General features: G+C 71.4%; 13 protein-coding genes, 1 pseudogene and 1 riboswitch. Of the genes and pseudogenes, 13 read left to right on the forward strand and 1 reads right to left on the reverse strand.

Going from position 1 to position 15,370, the window contains the following annotated elements; translation table 11 throughout:
- Nucleotides 1-106 precede the first annotated feature (106 nt).
- Both whiG and J7W19_RS23620 read left to right on the forward strand, forming a co-directional pair.
- A complete protein-coding gene (whiG, locus tag J7W19_RS23615) occupies nt 107-943 on the forward strand; it encodes an RNA polymerase sigma factor WhiG (protein ID WP_004944820.1) in 837 nt (278 codons plus the stop codon).
- A gap of 98 nt (nt 944-1,041) precedes the next feature.
- Complete coding sequence (locus J7W19_RS23620; RefSeq protein ID WP_040889783.1) at nt 1,042-1,596, forward strand: TetR/AcrR family transcriptional regulator; 555 nt, start codon at nt 1,042-1,044, stop codon at nt 1,594-1,596.
- Nucleotides 1,597-1,797: 201 nt separating this feature from the next.
- Here J7W19_RS23620 and J7W19_RS23625 read toward each other — a convergent pair.
- Nucleotides 1,798-2,280: pseudogene (locus J7W19_RS23625) on the reverse strand (murein hydrolase activator EnvC family protein); the annotation flags it as partial.
- A 370-nt stretch (nt 2,281-2,650) separates the two neighbouring features.
- On the opposite strand from J7W19_RS23625, the gene rpsB reads away from it, so the two are divergent.
- From rpsB to J7W19_RS23680, 11 genes are all read left to right on the forward strand, one after another.
- A complete protein-coding gene (rpsB, locus tag J7W19_RS23630) occupies nt 2,651-3,511 on the forward strand; it encodes a 30S ribosomal protein S2 (protein ID WP_004944815.1) in 861 nt (286 codons plus the stop codon).
- A 180-nt stretch (nt 3,512-3,691) separates the two neighbouring features.
- Nucleotides 3,692-4,528 (forward strand): translation elongation factor Ts, encoded by an 837-nt coding sequence (tsf, locus tag J7W19_RS23635; protein ID WP_004944812.1) that lies wholly within the window; start codon nt 3,692-3,694, stop codon nt 4,526-4,528.
- Between the two features lie 160 nt (nt 4,529-4,688).
- Nucleotides 4,689-5,468, forward strand: coding sequence for a UMP kinase (gene pyrH / locus J7W19_RS23640; protein ID WP_004944811.1), 780 nt, complete (start codon nt 4,689-4,691; stop codon nt 5,466-5,468).
- Nucleotides 5,469-5,637: 169 nt separating this feature from the next.
- Nucleotides 5,638-6,195 carry a ribosome recycling factor gene (gene frr / locus J7W19_RS23645; protein ID WP_004944809.1) on the forward strand — a complete coding sequence of 186 codons (558 nt, stop codon included), beginning with the start codon at nt 5,638-5,640 and terminating at the stop codon, nt 6,193-6,195.
- Nucleotides 6,195-7,304 carry a phosphatidate cytidylyltransferase gene (locus J7W19_RS23650; RefSeq protein ID WP_004944806.1) on the forward strand — a complete coding sequence of 370 codons (1,110 nt, stop codon included), beginning with the start codon at nt 6,195-6,197 and terminating at the stop codon, nt 7,302-7,304. Before frr ends, J7W19_RS23650 begins: the two co-directional genes overlap by 1 nt.
- Before the next feature lie 168 nt (nt 7,305-7,472).
- On the forward strand, nt 7,473-8,585 hold the full coding sequence (rlmN, locus tag J7W19_RS23655) for a dual-specificity RNA methyltransferase RlmN (protein WP_004944802.1): 1,113 nt from the start codon (nt 7,473-7,475) through the stop codon (nt 8,583-8,585).
- A gap of 68 nt (nt 8,586-8,653) precedes the next feature.
- A riboswitch (TPP riboswitch) is annotated at nt 8,654-8,759 on the forward strand.
- Nucleotides 8,755-9,852 carry a thiamine ABC transporter substrate-binding protein gene (locus J7W19_RS23660; RefSeq protein ID WP_004944794.1) on the forward strand — a complete coding sequence of 366 codons (1,098 nt, stop codon included), beginning with the start codon at nt 8,755-8,757 and terminating at the stop codon, nt 9,850-9,852. It overlaps the preceding riboswitch by 5 nt.
- Nucleotides 9,828-11,513, forward strand: coding sequence for an ABC transporter permease (locus J7W19_RS23665; protein ID WP_078588023.1), 1,686 nt, complete (start codon nt 9,828-9,830; stop codon nt 11,511-11,513). Before J7W19_RS23660 ends, J7W19_RS23665 begins: the two co-directional genes overlap by 25 nt.
- Entirely contained in the window at nt 11,513-12,586 is a 1,074-nt protein-coding gene (locus J7W19_RS23670; protein WP_233478161.1) for an ABC transporter ATP-binding protein, read from the forward strand. Before J7W19_RS23665 ends, J7W19_RS23670 begins: the two co-directional genes overlap by 1 nt.
- 309 nt (nt 12,587-12,895) lie before the next feature.
- A complete protein-coding gene (locus J7W19_RS23675; protein ID WP_004956465.1) occupies nt 12,896-14,110 on the forward strand; it encodes an IS110 family RNA-guided transposase in 1,215 nt (404 codons plus the stop codon).
- Nucleotides 14,111-14,406: 296 nt separating this feature from the next.
- The gene (locus J7W19_RS23680) at nt 14,407-15,333 is read left to right on the forward strand and encodes a DMT family protein (RefSeq protein WP_004956575.1); all 927 of its coding nucleotides are present in this window, start codon (nt 14,407-14,409) and stop codon (nt 15,331-15,333) included.
- The last annotated feature ends 37 nt before the right edge of the window (nt 15,334-15,370 follow it).

Raw genomic sequence — 15,370 nt, forward strand, 5'->3', positions numbered from 1 at the left:
CGCTCCCCGCAGCGCTCCGGTCACGCTACGCTCACGGGATTCCGGCCATGCGGATGGATCCTGTCGCACCTGATCCACGTCACAGCAGAACGGCTCAAGACGACGAATGCCCCAGCAACCCTCCGGATCGGACCGCGCGGCGGCGCCGCCCGCGGCGCGCGGCGCCACCCGCCCGCCCGCACCCTCGACCCTCGACGAGCTGTGGCGCTCGTACAAGGCCACGGGTGACGAAAGGCTGCGGGAGCAGCTCATCCTCCACTACTCGCCGCTGGTGAAGTACGTGGCGGGACGGGTCAGCGTCGGACTGCCGTCCAATGTGGAGCAGGCGGACTTCGTCTCGTCCGGGATCTTCGGACTGATCGACGCGATCGAGAAGTTCGACCCCGCCCGCTCCATCAAGTTCGAGACCTACGCGATCACCCGCATCCGGGGCGCGATGATCGACGAACTGCGGGCGCTGGACTGGATCCCCCGGTCGGTCCGGCAGAAGGCGCGGGCCGTGGAGCGCGCCTACGCCACCCTGGAGGCCACCCTCCACCGGACGCCCTCCGAGGCGGAGGTGGCCGCCGAGATGGGCATCCCGGTCGAGGAACTGCACACCGTCTTCAGTCAGTTGTCCCTGGCGAACGTCGTCGCCTTGGAGGAGTTGCTGCACGTCGGGGGCGAGGGTGGCGACCGGCTCAGCCTGATGGACACCCTGGAGGACACGGCGGCCGACGACCCCGTCGAGGTCGCCGAGGACCACGAGCTGCGCCGGCTGCTCGCCCGGGCCGTCAACACCCTCCCGGAACGGGAGAAGACGGTGGTCACCCTCTACTACTACGAGGGGCTCACCCTCGCCGAGATCGGCCAGGTGCTCGGCGTCACCGAGAGCCGGGTCAGTCAGATCCACACCAAGTCGGTGCTGCAGCTGCGGGCCAAGCTCGCGGACGTGGGCCGCTGACGGGCGGGCCGGTCCCCACGTCCAATCGCCGCTCCCACCTCGTCTCTTTCCTCCCCGGTCCGTAAAGTGGAGCCGTGCCCAGGATTCGAGCGGCCTCAGTGGCCGAGCACCGGACGATGCAGCGCGACGCCCTGCTGGACGCCGCCCGCTCCCTGCTGTCCGAGGGCGGTACGGAAGCGCTCACCTTCCCCGCCCTCGCCGAGCGCACCGGGCTCGCTCGGTCCTCCGTCTACGAGTACTTCCGCTCCCGCGCGGCCGTCGTCGAGGAGCTGTGCGCCGTCGACTTCCCCGTCTGGGCGGCCGAGGTCGAGTCCGCCATGGCGGAGGCGGAGACGCCCGAGGCGAAGATCGAGGCGTATGTCCGGCGGCAGCTGGCCCTGGTCGGGGACCGGCGGCACCGTGCCGTCGTCGCGATCTCGGCCGGCGAGCTGGACGCCGCCGCCCGGGAGAAGATCCGGGCCGCGCATGGTGGGTTGATCGCCATGGTGGGCGACGCGCTGGTGGCTCTGGGGCATGAGGAGCCGCGGCTCGTCGCGATGATGCTGCAGGGCGTCGTGGACTCGGCTGTCCGGCGGATCGAGCTCGGGGTGGAGGAGCCGGAGCGGGTCACCGCTGTCGCGGTGGGGATGGCGCTGCGCGGGGTTCGGGGCTGAGGCCCCGGGTGGGGTGCCCCCGGACCCGCCCTTTCGCCGTTCCTTGCGGGGGCGAGCGCCCGCCCCCCGAAGCGCGCTGCGCGCTCCCCCAGAGGGGGTGCCCCCAGTCCTCAAACGCCGGACGGGCCGTATCAGCCTGTCCGGCGTTTGAGGACGAGCGGCGAAGCCGCGAAAGGCCCAGGACACGGCGAAGGGGCGGGACAGGGGCAACAACCGCGACGGCCCCCGCCGCACCATCCACCCCGGCAGCAACCCCAGCGGATCCAGATACTCCCGCCCCCGCAACAACCCCCAGTGCAGGCAGCCCGCAGCGCAATGCCAGGGCCCGGGTCCCAGCTCACCCAGCACGGCACCCGCCTCCACCCGGTCCCCCCGCCGCACTCCGGCCACCACCGGCTCGTACGTCGTCCGCAACGGCGGGTCACCGGTCCCCGGAAGCTCCACGGCCACCACACCCCGCCCGGCCACCGTCCCGACGAAGGAGACGACGCCGTCGGCGGCCGCCCGGACCGCGTCGCCGGGCGCGGCGGCCAGGTCGACGCCCCGGTGGCCACGGGCCCAGGGCGCGGCGGGGGGATCCCAGCCGCGCAGGACCGCCGGCCGGGTGCCCACCGGCCAGGCCCGGGCGGACGACGTGGCCGGGGCCCCGTCACCGGCCGCCGCCGGCAGCGCACAGACGAGCATGACCGCGGCCACCGCCGCCGCCGGAAGAAGCTGAAGGATCCGTCGCGTAGACATGCGCCCACCGTGGCGGAACCCCGTGAATCCAGCGGATCTTGACCCGTACCTGTGGACTACTCGCCGGTTGTGGACAACGCCGTCACCCGCCCCTTCCCCGGTCCCGTACACTTCTCTTGGCGATCCGGGTCACCGGGTCGACTTCGCACGCCCCGCCACCGTCGCGTCAGACCCCTCCCGGGCAGCGCGGTGGACGTGTCCCTCGGTCCGTGAACGGCTCCCCGACAGGGGAGCGGCACACGGCGGACGCCGCGGGGCGTCAGGAGCGGCGGCCGGCCGGCCGCCGTGGAAACCGAGTATCACAAGGAGCACGGCCATGGCCGTCGTCACGATGCGGGAGCTGCTGGAGAGCGGCGTCCACTTCGGTCACCAGACCCGTCGTTGGAACCCGAAGATGAAGCGTTTCATCTTCACGGAGCGCAACGGCATCTACATCATCGACCTGCTCCAGTCGCTGTCGTACATCGACCGCGCCTACGAGTTCGTCAAGGAGACCGTCGCGCACGGCGGCTCCATCATGTTCGTCGGTACGAAGAAGCAGGCCCAGGAGGCGATCGCCGAGCAGGCGACCCGCGTCGGCATGCCATACGTCAACCAGCGCTGGCTGGGCGGCATGCTCACCAACTTCTCGACCGTCTACAAGCGCCTGCAGCGCCTGAAGGAGCTCGAGCTCATCGACTTCGAGGACGTGGCCGCCTCCGGCCTCACCAAGAAGGAGCTCCTGGTCCTCTCCCGCGAGAAGGCCAAGCTGGAGAAGACCCTCGGCGGTATCCGCGAGATGCAGAAGGTGCCCAGCGCCGTCTGGATCGTGGACACCAAGAAGGAGCACATCGCCGTCGGTGAGGCGCGCAAGCTCCGCATCCCGGTCGTCGCCATCCTCGACACCAACTGCGACCCCGACGAGGTCGACTACAAGATCCCGGGCAACGACGACGCGATCCGCTCCGTCACCCTGCTCACCCGCGTGATCGCCGACGCCGTCGCCGAGGGCCTCATCGCCCGTTCCGGTGCCGCGACCGGCGACCAGAAGCCGGGCGAGAAGGCCGGCGAGCCGCTGGCCGAGTGGGAGCGCGACCTGCTCGAGGGCGAGAAGAAGGCCGAGGAGGCCCCGGCCGCCGCCGAGGCTCCGGCCGCCGAGGCCGAGGCCAAGCCGGCCGCGGACGCCGAGCAGGCCTGACCCTGCCGTACCGGACGGCGGGGGATCACGGACCGACGTGACCCCGCCGTCCCTGGTGGATCCACGGCCGGGTTCCGTCCGGTGGACGGGGACCGGCCGTCGTGGTGACCTCAAGACGGACCTGCCCTGCCGGGTGCCGAGCGGCACGGCGGGGCACAGTGCACAAGAAGGATTTCAACGATGGCGAACTTCACCGCCGCTGACGTCAAGAAGCTCCGTGAGCTCACCGGCGCCGGCATGATGGACTGCAAGAAGGCGCTCGACGAGGCCGAGGGCAACCTCGAGAAGGCCGTCGAGATCGTCCGCGTCAAGGGCCTGAAGGGCGTCGCCAAGCGCGAGTCCCGCACGACCGAGAACGGCGCCGTCGTCTCCTCCATCGCCGACGACAACACCTCCGGTGTCATCGTCGAGCTGAAGTGCGAGACCGACTTCGTCGCCAAGGGCGAGAAGTTCATCGCCGTGGCCGAGGCGCTCGCCGCCCACGTCGCCAAGACCGCCCCCGCCGACATCGAGGCGCTGCTCGCGTCCGAGATCGAGGCCGGCAAGACCGTCCAGGCGTTCATCGACGAGGCCAACGCCACCCTGGGCGAGAAGATCGTCGTGGACCGCTTCGCCGCGTTCGCCGGCGGCTACGTCTCCGCGTACATGCACCGCACCGCCGCGGACCTGCCCCCGCAGGTCGGCGTCCTGGTCGAGCTGGACAAGGAGAACGCCGAGGTCGCGAAGGACGTCGCGCAGCACATCGCCGCGTTCGCGCCGAAGTTCCTCTCCCGTGACGCCATCCCGGCCGAGGTCGTGGAGAACGAGCGCCGCGTCGCCGAGGCCACCGCGCGCGAGGAGGGCAAGCCCGAGGCCGCCCTGCCGAAGATCGTCGAGGGTCGCGTCACCGGCTTCTTCAAGGAGCAGGTCCTGCTGGACCAGCCCTTCGCCAAGGACAACAAGAAGACCGTCCAGAAGATCCTGGACGAGGCCGGTGTCACGCTGAAGCGCTTCGCCCGCATCCGCGTCGGCGCCTGAGCCCCGGCAGGGCAGCGATTGACCCGCGACCCGCTAGGGTCGTACGCAGCCGACCGGTCACCGGCCGGCCGCTGATGTGACGAGGAGGCCATTGCCGCAGAGGGAACCGAAAGGACCCACCGGCAATGGCCTTCTTCGTATGTGCACGAGGAGAACTCCAATGAATCAGGGTGCGGACGCCCACCGGGCCGCCGACGGCAAGAGCGACGACCACGGGAAACCCCGCCGGTTCCTGCTGAAACTGTCCGGCGAGGCCTTCGCCGGCGGCGGAGGGCTCGGTGTCGACCCCGATATCGTGCACGCCATCGCCCGGGAGATCGCGGCCGTGGTCCGCGAGGGCTACGAGATCGCCGTCGTCATCGGCGGCGGCAACTTCTTCCGCGGCGCCGAGCTCCAGCAGCGCGGCATGGACCGGGCGCGCTCCGACTACATGGGCATGCTCGGCACGGTGATGAACAGCCTCGCCCTCCAGGATTTCCTGGTGAAGGAGGGGGTGGAGACCCGGGTCCAGACCGGCATCACCATGGGCCAGGTCGCCGAGCCGTTCATCCCGCTGCGCGCCGTGCGCCACCTGGAGAAGGGCCGCGTCGTGATCTTCGGCGCGGGCATGGGCATGCCCTACTTCTCCACCGACACCACCGCCGCCCAGCGCGCCCTGGAGATCCACGCCGAGGCGATCCTCATGGGCAAGAACGGCGTCGACGGGATCTACGACTCGGACCCGAAGAAGAACCCCGCCGCGGTGAAGTTCGACGCCCTGGAGTACGGCGAGGTGCTGGCGCGCGGCCTGAAGGTCGCCGACGCCACCGCCATCAGCCTGTGCATGGACAACAAGCTGCCGATCCTGGTGTTCGAGCTGCTCGCCGAGGGCAACATCGCCCGCGCCGTCAAGGGTGAGAAGATCGGCACGCTCGTGAGCGACCAGGGCACGCGGGACTGACACGCCCGTACGGCCGTCCGCCGCGCCCCCGGGCGCCGGCGGACGGCAACCCGGGGCCGCGGGAAGACCACGGCCCGGGGATGGACAACCGCCTGCCGGTCGGACACCGTGCAGGAGAAGACGCGCGCAGGGGCGAGGCTCTGCTTACTGATAACACCAGGAGCAAGTGGTGATCGAAGAGATCCTCCTCGAAGCCGAGGAGAAGATGGAGAAGGCCGTTGTGGTCGCCAAGGAGGACTTCGCGGCGATCCGCACCGGGCGTGCGCACCCGGCGATGTTCAACAAGATCGTGGCGGACTACTACGGTGCGCTGACGCCCATCAACCAGCTGGCGTCGTTCTCGGTCCCCGAGCCGCGCATGGCCGTGGTGACCCCGTTCGACAAGAGCGCGCTGCGCAACATCGAGCAGGCCATCCGCGACTCCGACCTGGGCGTCAACCCCAGCAACGACGGCAACATCATCCGAGTGAACTTCCCCGAGCTCACCGAGGAGCGCCGCCGGGAGTTCATCAAGGTCGCCAAGGGCAAGGGCGAGGACGCCAAGGTCTCGATCCGCTCCATCCGCCGCAAGGCCAAGGACGCCCTGGACAAGCTCGTCAAGGACAAGGAGTCCGGCGAGGACGAGGTGCGCCGCGCCGAGAAGGAGCTCGACGACACCACCGCGAAGTACGTGGCGCAGGTGGACGAGCTGCTCAAGCACAAGGAATCCGAGCTGCTCGAGGTCTGATGAACGACGCATCCTGGGGAACCCCGTCGCGCGCCGGGCAGTGGGGATCCGCCGACCGGCACACCCCGTTCCCGGCGGGTCCAGTGCGCGAAGCGGCCGGGGCGGCGCAGACTCGGCCCATGCCGATCGTGCCCGACGCAGGCGGAGACCAGGAGGACCGTGACCAGGGGGCCGCTCACCTCGGTGGCCCCCTGTTCCGTGACGAACGCGACCACAGCGACGACCGCGACCGAGGGGAGCCCGACATCCGGCCGCACGAACCCGCCGCCCCCCAGGCGCCCAAAGCGGGGAAGAAGAGCGCGGGCCGCGACCTGAGGGCCGCGATAGGGGTGGGCCTGGGGCTCGGCGCGGTCATCGTCGCCTCGCTCTTCGTCTACAAGCCCGTCTTCCTCGGCGTGATCGTGATCGCCGTGGTCGTCGGGCTCTGGGAGCTGACCTCGCGGCTCGCGGAGCGCAAGGGCATCAAGGCGCCGCTGGTGCCGCTCGCCATCGGCGGGGCCGCGATGACCGTCGCGGGGTACGTGGACGGCGCCGAGGGCGCGTGGGTGGCCATGGCCCTCACCGCGCTCGCCGTGCTGGTCTGGCGGATGACCGAGCCGCCGGACGACTACCTCAAGGACGTCACGGCGGGCATCTTCGCCGCGTTCTACGTGCCGTTCCTGGCCACCTTCGTGGCTCTGATGCTGGCCGCCGACGACGGTGCCTGGCGGGTGCTGACCTTTCTGATCCTCACGGTGGTCAGCGACACCGGCGCCTACGCGGTCGGCTGGCGCTTCGGCAAGCGCAAGCTGGCGCCGCGCATCAGCCCCGGCAAGACCCGCGAGGGCCTGATCGGCGCCGTGCTGTTCGCCATGGCGGCGGGCGCGCTGTGCATGCGCTTCCTGATCGACGACGGGGTGTGGTGGCAGGGCCTGCTGCTCGGCCTGGCCGTCGCGGTGAGCGCGACCCTGGGCGACCTCGGCGAGTCGATGATCAAGCGCGACCTGGGCATCAAGGACATGGGCCGACTGCTGCCGGGCCACGGCGGGATCATGGACCGCCTGGATTCGCTGCTGCCGACCGCGCCGGTGGTGTGGCTGCTGCTGGTGGCTTTCGTCGGCGCGGGCTGACGAGCACCAGGTACGCTGGAAGGGCCTGTGGCATTGCCGCCGCGGGCCCTTCGCTCGTCCCCGCCACTGTGGGGGTCGTCCAGTGAGGTCTCCGGGCTTCGGCATCGTATTGCTGTTGTCCCCGTCGCTGCGGGGTGCCCGACCTCGTCGTTTTGAGGAGTAGCCATCGTGGCACGTCCGGCTCCCGGTGAGCTCACTTTCGTCGCCCCCCGCGGAGCCAAGAAGCCCCCGCGGCACCTCGCCGACCTCTCGCCCGCGGAGCGCAAGGAGGCCGTCGCCGCCATCGGTGAGAAGCCGTTCCGGGCGAAGCAGCTGTCCCAGCACTACTTCGCGCGGTACGCGCACGATCCCGCGCAGTGGACGGACATCCCGGCCGCCGCCCGCGAGAAGCTCGCGGGCGAACTGCTGCCGGAGCTGATGAGCGTCGTACGGCACATCTCGTGCGACGACGACACCACCCGCAAGACGCTGTGGCGGCTGCACGACGGCAAGCTCGTCGAGTCCGTCCTGATGCGGTACCCGGACCGGGTCACCATGTGCATCAGCTCGCAGGCCGGCTGCGGGATGAACTGCCCGTTCTGCGCCACCGGCCAGGCCGGCCTGGACCGCAACCTGTCGACCGCCGAGATCGTGCACCAGATCGTCGACGGCATGCGGGCGCTGCGCGACGGCGAGGTCCCGGGAGGCCCGGCGCGGTTGTCGAACATCGTCTTCATGGGTATGGGCGAGCCGCTGGCCAACTACAAGCGCGTCGTCGGCGCCATCCGCCGGCTGACCGACCCGGAGCCCGACGGCCTGGGGCTGTCGCAGCGCGGCATCACTGTGTCCACCGTCGGCCTGGTACCGGCGATGCACCGGTTCGCCGACGAGGGCTTCAAGTGCCGCCTCGCGGTCTCGCTGCACGCGCCCGACGACGAGCTGCGCGACACACTCGTGCCGGTCAACACCCGCTGGAAGGTCCGCGAGGTCCTGGACGCGGCCTGGGAGTACGCGGAGAAGTCCGGCCGCCGGATCTCCATCGAGTACGCCCTGATCCGGGACATCAACGACCAGGCGTGGCGCGGCGACCTGCTGGGCCGGCTGCTCAAGGGCAAGCGGGTGCACGTCAACCTGATCCCCCTGAACCCCACGCCGGGCTCGAAGTGGACGGCGTCCCGTCCCGAGGACGAGCGGGCGTTCGTCGCGGCGATCGCCGCGCACGGCGTCCCGGTCACCGTCCGGGACACGCGCGGCCAGGAGATCGACGGCGCCTGCGGCCAGCTGGCGGCGACCGAGCGCTGAGCCCCGCCGGGGGCGGGGGAGCGGGCGAGCGCACTGGTACGGTGCACTCGCACCACTCGTACAAATGAACAATCCGACAGGGGAGCGCACACAGCGCTGAGAGTGCGGCCCGCGCCGCAGACCCTCGGACCTGATCCGGTTAGTACCGGCGTAGGGAGTCAGCTCGACCATGAACACCACCCTCCGGCGTGCCCTGGGCGCCGCCGCCGTCACCGCCCTGGCCGTCCCGGCCCTCGCGGCCTGCGGCGGCTCCGACGAGGCCAAGGAGACGGACGGCGGCAAGACGGTCACCCTCGTCTCGCACGAGTCGTTCGTCGTCTCCCCGGACGTGCTCAAGGAGTTCACCGCACAGACCGGCTACAAGGTCAAGATGCTCAAGAGCGGTGACGCCGGGCGGGCGGTGAACCAGGCGATCCTCTCCAAGAGCCACCCACAGGGCGACGTGTTCTTCGGCGTGGACAACACGCTGCTCTCCCGCGCCCTGGACAACGGGATCTTCGCGCCGTACGAGGTCAAGGGCCTGGACCGGGTGGCGAAGGAGTTCCGGGCCGATGACCCCGAGCACCGTGTGACGCCGGTCGACTCCGGTGACATCTGCGTCAACTACGACCGCGCCTACTTCACCGACCACAAGCTGGCGCCGCCGAAGACCTTCGACGATCTGGTGAAGCCCGAGTACAAGGGGCTGCTGGTCACCGAGAACGCCGCCACCTCCTCCCCGGGCCTCGCCTTCCAGCTCGCGACCGTCGGCAAGTATGGGGACGACGGATGGCAGGACTACTGGAAGAAGCTCAAGGACAACGGCGTCGAGGTCGTCGACGGCTGGGAGCAGGCGTACAACGACCGCTTCTCCGGCTCCGCCGCCGGCCGCAAGGCCAAGGGCGACCGGCCCCTCGTCGTCTCCTACGCCTCCAGCCCGCCGGCCGAGGTGCAGGGCATGAAGCAGCCGCCGAAGTCCGCGGACGAGGCGCCGACCGGCGTCGCGACCGGCACCTGCTTCCGGCAGACCGAGTACGCCGGGCTGCTCAAGGGCGCGAAGAACGCCGAGGGCGGCAAGGCGCTGCTGGACTTCCTGCTGAGCAAGCGGTTCCAGGAGGACGTGCCGCTCAGCATGTACGTCAAGCCGGTGGTGACGGACGCGAAGCTGCCCGAGCTGTTCACCAAGTTCGGCGCGACGGTCGACGCCCCGCAGACGCTCGCTCCCGAGAAGATCGCGAAGAACCGTGATCAGTGGGTCAAGGCATGGTCCTCGATCGTCCTGAAATAACCGCCCCGAGGGACCGCGGCCCCCGGCGCACGGGGGTCCGCCTCGGCCTGATGGCCGTCCCGCTCGCCTTCTTCGGCCTCTTCTTCGCCTATCCGGTGGCCGCGATCGTCACGCGGGGACTGAAGACGGACGGACGGTGGCGGTTCGGCCGGATCGGCGAGGTGCTGACCGACCCGGCCACCGGGCACGTCCTGTGGTTCACCACCTGGCAGGCGGCGGCCTCCACGGCGCTCACGCTGCTGCTCGCGCTCCCCGGCGCGTACGTCATGGCACGCTTCGACTTCCCCGGCAAGGGGCTGCTGCGGGCGGTGGTCACCGTCCCGTTCGTCCTCCCCACCGTGGTGGCCGGCTCCGCCTTCCTGGCGCTGCTCGGGCGGCGGGGGCTGCTCGACGAGCTGTGGGGCGTCCGGCTCGACAACTCCGTCTGGGCGATCCTGCTCGCCCACGTCTTCTTCAACTACGCCGTGGTCGTCCGGACCGTCGGCGGGCTCTGGGCGCAGCTCGACCCCCGGCAGGAGGAGGCCGCGCGGGTCCTCGGTGCCGGCCGGTTCGCCGCCTGGCGGCGGATCACGCTGCCCGCCCTCGCCCCGGCCGTGGCCGCCGCGGCGCTGATGGTCTTCCTGTTCACCTTCACCTCCTTCGGCGCCGTCCAGATCCTCGGCGGCCCGCGGTACGCCACGCTGGAGGTGGAGATCTACCGGCAGACCGCCGAACTGCTCGACCTGCCGACGGCCGCCGTCCTCACCCTCGTCCAGTTCGCCGCCGTCGCCGCGCTGCTCTTGGTGCACGCCTGGACCGTGCGCCGGCGCGAGTCCACGCTGCGCCTGGTCGACGCGCGCCGCACCGCGCGCCGGCCGCGCGGCGCCGCCCAGTGGGGGCTGCTGGCCGCCGTCCTCGCCGGTGTGGCCGCGCTGCTCGTGCTGCCGCTCGCGGTGCTGGTGCTGCGCTCCTTCGACGGGCCCGACGGCTACGGCCTCGCCTTCTACCGCGCCCTGGCCTCGGCCGGGGACGACGGCGTGCTCGGCGTCGCCCCGCTGGAGACGATCGGCAACTCGCTGGCGTACGGCCTCGCGGCCACCGCCATCGCCGTCGTCGTCGGCGGCCTGGCCGCCGCCGCGCTCACCCGGCGCGAGGGCCGGCTGGTGCGCGGCTTCGACGCGCTGCTGATGCTGCCGCTGGGCACCTCCGCCGTGACCGTCGGCTTCGGCTTCCTGATCGCCCTGGACGAGCCGCCGCTGGACCTGCGGACCTCGTGGATCCTGGTGCCGCTGGCCCAGGCGCTGGTCGGGGTGCCGTTCGTGGTGCGGACGATGCTGCCGGTGCTGCGCGCCGTCGATCCCCGGCTGCGGGAGGCCGCGGCGGTGCTCGGCGCGTCCCCGCTGCGGGTGTGGCGGGAGGTGGACCTGCCGATGGTCGGCCGGGCCCTGGCGGTCGCGGCGGGCTTCGCCTTCGCCGTCTCGCTGGGCGAGTTCGGCGCCACCGTCTTCATCGCCCGTCCCGACAACCCCACCCTTCCCGTCGCCGTGGCCCGGCTGCTGGGCCGGCCCGGGGAGCTGAACTACGGGCAGGCGATGGCCCTGAGCACGATCCTGATGCTGGTGTGCGCCGTGGCGCTGCTGGTGCTGGAACGCGTACGCACCGACCGCACGGGGGAGTTCTGATGCCACCCGCTCCGATGCCGCCGGCTCCGATGCCGCCCGCTCCGACGCCGCCGGCTCCGATGCTGCGCCTGGAAGGCGTCACCGTCCGGTTCGGTGACCGGACCGTCCTGGACGCCGTCGATCTCGACGTCGCCGAGCACGAGGTCGTCTGCGTCCTGGGCCCCAGCGGGAGCGGCAAGTCCACGCTGCTGCGGGTGGTCGCCGGGCTCCAGCGGGCCGACGCCGGGCGGGTGTTCCTGTCCGGAGAGGACGTCGGCGGGGTGCCCGTGCACCGGCGGGGCGTGGGGCTGATGTTCCAGGACCACCAGCTGTTCCCGCAGCGGGACGTGGCCGCGAACGTCGCCTTCGGGCTGCGCACGCGCGGCGCCGGGCGCGACGAGGCGCGGCGCCGGGTCGCGGAGCTGCTCGACCTGGTGGGCCTGCCGGGCGCCGGGCGGCGGTCCGTCGCGGCGCTGTCCGGCGGCGAGCAGCAGCGCGTCGCGCTGGCCCGGGCGCTCGCCCCGAGCCCCCGGCTGCTGATGCTCGACGAGCCGCTCGGCCAGCTCGACCGGAGCCTGCGCGAGCGGCTGGTCACCGAGTTGCGGCAGCTCTTCGGGCGGCTGGGGACGACCGTGCTGGCGGTCACCCACGACCAGGGAGAGGCGTTCGCGCTCGCCGACCGGGTGGTGGTGATGCGGGACGGCCGGATCGCCCAGCAGGGCACGCCCCTGGAGGTCTGGCGGCGGCCCGCCTCCGAGTTCGTGGCCCGCTTCCTCGGCTTCGACAACGTCGTCGCCGCGACCGTGACCGGCGACCGGGCCGACACCCCGTGGGGCAAGGTGCCCGTCCCGGCAGGTGCACCGGAGGGCCCGTGCTTGCTGCTGGTCCGGCCGGGCGGCGTCCGGCTGGTGGCGGACGGTCCGCCGTGCGAGGTCACCGCCCGGACCTTCCGGGGCGACCATGTGCTGCTCTCGCTCCGTCCGGAGCACGGTCCGGCGCTCCAGGCGGCGTGCGCGCTGGCGCACGCGCCGGGAGTGGGTGCACGGGTGGCGGTCGCGTTCGACGCCGAGCACGTGGTAGTGCTGGGCGGCTGAGCGATTCGGCGGGAAGGCGCCGGAAGCGCCGGGAGGCGCCGTTACCTTTTCCGTGGCCCCGCAACGGGGCGCCTGGCCCCCGGGCTCGGTATGGCTGTGTGCCCCCTGTCGAAGTACATGACCTGGGGGGTGTTGCCGCCGGGCTTCGGGGCACCGCTTGACCGCTGATGAGGGGCCTGACGACCACTCTGGTTCGGCGCAATGCCGGACCGCTTCACGGGTGGCATGTCTGCGTAACGTGGTTGCCGGCGTGTGGTGCCGCAGGGACGGCCGGGAGTTGGGGAGACGAGTGGCGAGGGGCACGCGCACATGGTCGACACGACCGCGACAGATCTCTTCCTCGGCCTGGACCTGGGCAAGGAGTTCCACCACGCCCACGGCCGGACCGGGGACGGCAGGACCGTGCACGACAAGCGGCTGCCCAACACCGAGCCGAAACTGCTGGAGCTGTTCACCAAGCTGGTGGCGAAGTTCGGTACCGTCCTGGTGATCGTGGACCAGGTCGCCAACATCGGCGCGCTGCCGCTGACGGTGGCCCGCGCGAGCGGGTGCCGGGTGGCCTACCTGCCGGGACTGTCGATGCGGCGGGCCGCCGACCTGCATCCCGGTGAGGCCAAGACAGACGCCCGCGACGCGTTCGTGATCGCCGAGACCGCCCGGACCATGCCGCACACCTTGCGCGCGGTGGACCGTGACGACGAGGTACTGGCCGAGCTGACCATGCTCACCGGCTACGACAACGACCTGGCCGGCGAGGTGAACCGCACCACCAACCGGCTGCGCGGCCTGCTCTCCCAGATCCACCCCTCCCTGGAACGCGTGCTCGGCCCGCGCCTGGCCTACCCCTACGTCCAAGCCCTCCTGGCCCGGCACGGCTCCCCGGCGAAGCTGAAGAGACTCGGCCGGGCCCGCTGCGAGGCCCTGCTCAAAGCGCACGGCTCGCGCAAGGCGAAGCAGCTGGCCGGGGAGATCTCCGACGCGCTGGCCGAGCAGACTCTCGTCGTTCCCGGCACCGAGGCGTCCGCGCTGATCGTTCCGGGCCTGGCCGCTCAGCTCGCCGCCGCCCACACCCAGCGACAGGCCACCGAGCAGGAGATCGCCGCCCTGCTGGAGGCCCTCCCTCTTTTCCACCTCCTGACGTCCCTGCCCGGCATGGGCGTCAGGACCACCGCCGCGGTGATCGTCGCGATCGGTGACGGCACCGGCTTCCCCACCGCCGGACACCTCGCCTCCTACGCCGGACTCGCCCCCGCAACGAAGTCCTCGGGCACCTCCATCCGCGGCGAGCACGCTCCCCACCGCGGCAACCGGCTCCTCAAACGCGCCCTGTTCCAGGCCGCGTTCGCCGCGACCGGCTGCAAGAGCGACCCGTCCTCGCGGATCTACTACGACCGCCAGCGAACCCGCGGCAAGACTCACACCCAGGCGATCCTCCGCCTGGCCCGGCAACGCGTGAACGTCATCCACGCGATGATCCGCAACGGCACCCTCTACGAACCCCGCGCCCTCGACCTCGCTGCCTGACACCCACCCCACCCCCTGCCTCTTCCAGCCCGCTCCATCCCGTCACCGGCACGGCCACCCCCGCCACGCCGGCCACCGCCCTGCCCGCACCGCACCCGAGCCGCCGGGAACATCCCGCTTCGCGGGACGTTCCCGAAAACCAGCACGAACCCCTACGAACCAGCCCCGCCAGGGTTGACGAAACAGATAGGGGCACCCCCCCTTTTTCTTGACCTTTTCTTGACCCAAGGCAACTTCGGCGTCGTGTTGAACGTCTGGTTCAGGAGCAGGCGGTTCATTGGCGAACGGAGCAATTGGTGATCATCGGCCTGGTGACGGCTGTCGCGGCCTCGGCGTGCTACGGCACGGGTTCGGTCCTGCAAGCCGTCGGATCGCGGAAATCCGCCCTCCGGGAGGCGGCCTCGTCCCCCGACACGGGCGTGACCCAGCATGGCGGACCCAGCCTGTCCTCCACCGCCAAGGCCGCAGTGACCTGGGAGTTCATGGTCGGCACGGTCCTGGACTTCCTCGGCTTCGGCCTCGGCGCGCTCGCCGCCCGGATGCTGCCCCTCTTCCTCTCCCAGACGGTCATCAGCGCCAACCTGATCGTCACCGCGCTGCTCAGCATCAAGCTGCTCGGCATCCGGCTCAAGCGTCCCGAGTGGGCGTCCATAGCGGTCGTCTGCGCCGCCCTGGTGCTGCTCGCCACCGCCGCCGGGCACGAGGGCAGCGGGGAGACCGCACGGTCCACGCACTGGTGGCTGCTGATCATCTCCGTGGTGCTGATGGCCGGTGGCACGGTGGCCGTGCGCCTGATGGGCTCCCGGGCCGCGATCCTCGCCGGCCTGCTCTCCGGCCTGGGCTTCGGCGCCATTGGCGTCGGCGTGCGGATCCTCGACGGCATCGACCCGTTCGACGTGCCGACGATGCTCGCCGATCCGGCGCTCTACGCGATTCTGATCTCGGGTGGTGTGGGGATGTACCTGCACACGGTGGCGCTGCAGATCGGGTCGGTGAACGGGGCGACGGCCGCGCTCGTCGTCGGCGAGACGATTCTGCCCGGCATCATCGGGGTTCTGCTGCTCGGGGACGCTTCGCGTGCCGGCTTTGCCTGGGTGGCCGTCCTCGGCTTCGTCCTGGCCGTCGCCGGCGCGGTCGCCGTCGCCTGGTTCGGTGAGCCCGACAGCCATGGGGTGGCGGCGCCCGCTGTGGAGGGGGCGGAGGCACCCGTGCAGCGCGTGTAGGGGGTTGCCCCGGTCCCGCCCTTTCGCCGTTTCCTGG

Origin of the sequence: Streptomyces mobaraensis NBRC 13819 = DSM 40847, assembly GCF_017916255.1 — a bacterium.
In the GTDB taxonomy this organism is placed as follows: domain Bacteria; phylum Actinomycetota; class Actinomycetes; order Streptomycetales; family Streptomycetaceae; genus Streptomyces; species Streptomyces mobaraensis.

What these genes read in the sequence shown, in the direction of transcription:
- whiG (WP_004944820.1), top strand. Translation starts at nt 107, where the DNA reads ATGCCCCAGCAACCCTCCGGATCGGACCGCGCGGCGGCGCCGCCCGCG.
- rpsB (WP_004944815.1), top strand. Translation starts at nt 2,651, where the DNA reads ATGGCCGTCGTCACGATGCGGGAGCTGCTGGAGAGCGGCGTCCACTTC.
- tsf (WP_004944812.1), top strand. Translation starts at nt 3,692, where the DNA reads ATGGCGAACTTCACCGCCGCTGACGTCAAGAAGCTCCGTGAGCTCACC.
- pyrH (WP_004944811.1), top strand. Translation starts at nt 4,689, where the DNA reads ATGAATCAGGGTGCGGACGCCCACCGGGCCGCCGACGGCAAGAGCGAC.
- J7W19_RS23650 (WP_004944806.1), top strand. Translation starts at nt 6,195, where the DNA reads ATGAACGACGCATCCTGGGGAACCCCGTCGCGCGCCGGGCAGTGGGGA.
- J7W19_RS23660 (WP_004944794.1), top strand. Translation starts at nt 8,755, where the DNA reads ATGAACACCACCCTCCGGCGTGCCCTGGGCGCCGCCGCCGTCACCGCC.
- J7W19_RS23665 (WP_078588023.1), top strand. Translation starts at nt 9,828, where the DNA reads ATGGTCCTCGATCGTCCTGAAATAACCGCCCCGAGGGACCGCGGCCCC.
- J7W19_RS23670 (WP_233478161.1), top strand. Translation starts at nt 11,513, where the DNA reads ATGCCACCCGCTCCGATGCCGCCGGCTCCGATGCCGCCCGCTCCGACG.
- J7W19_RS23675 (WP_004956465.1), top strand. Translation starts at nt 12,896, where the DNA reads ATGGTCGACACGACCGCGACAGATCTCTTCCTCGGCCTGGACCTGGGC.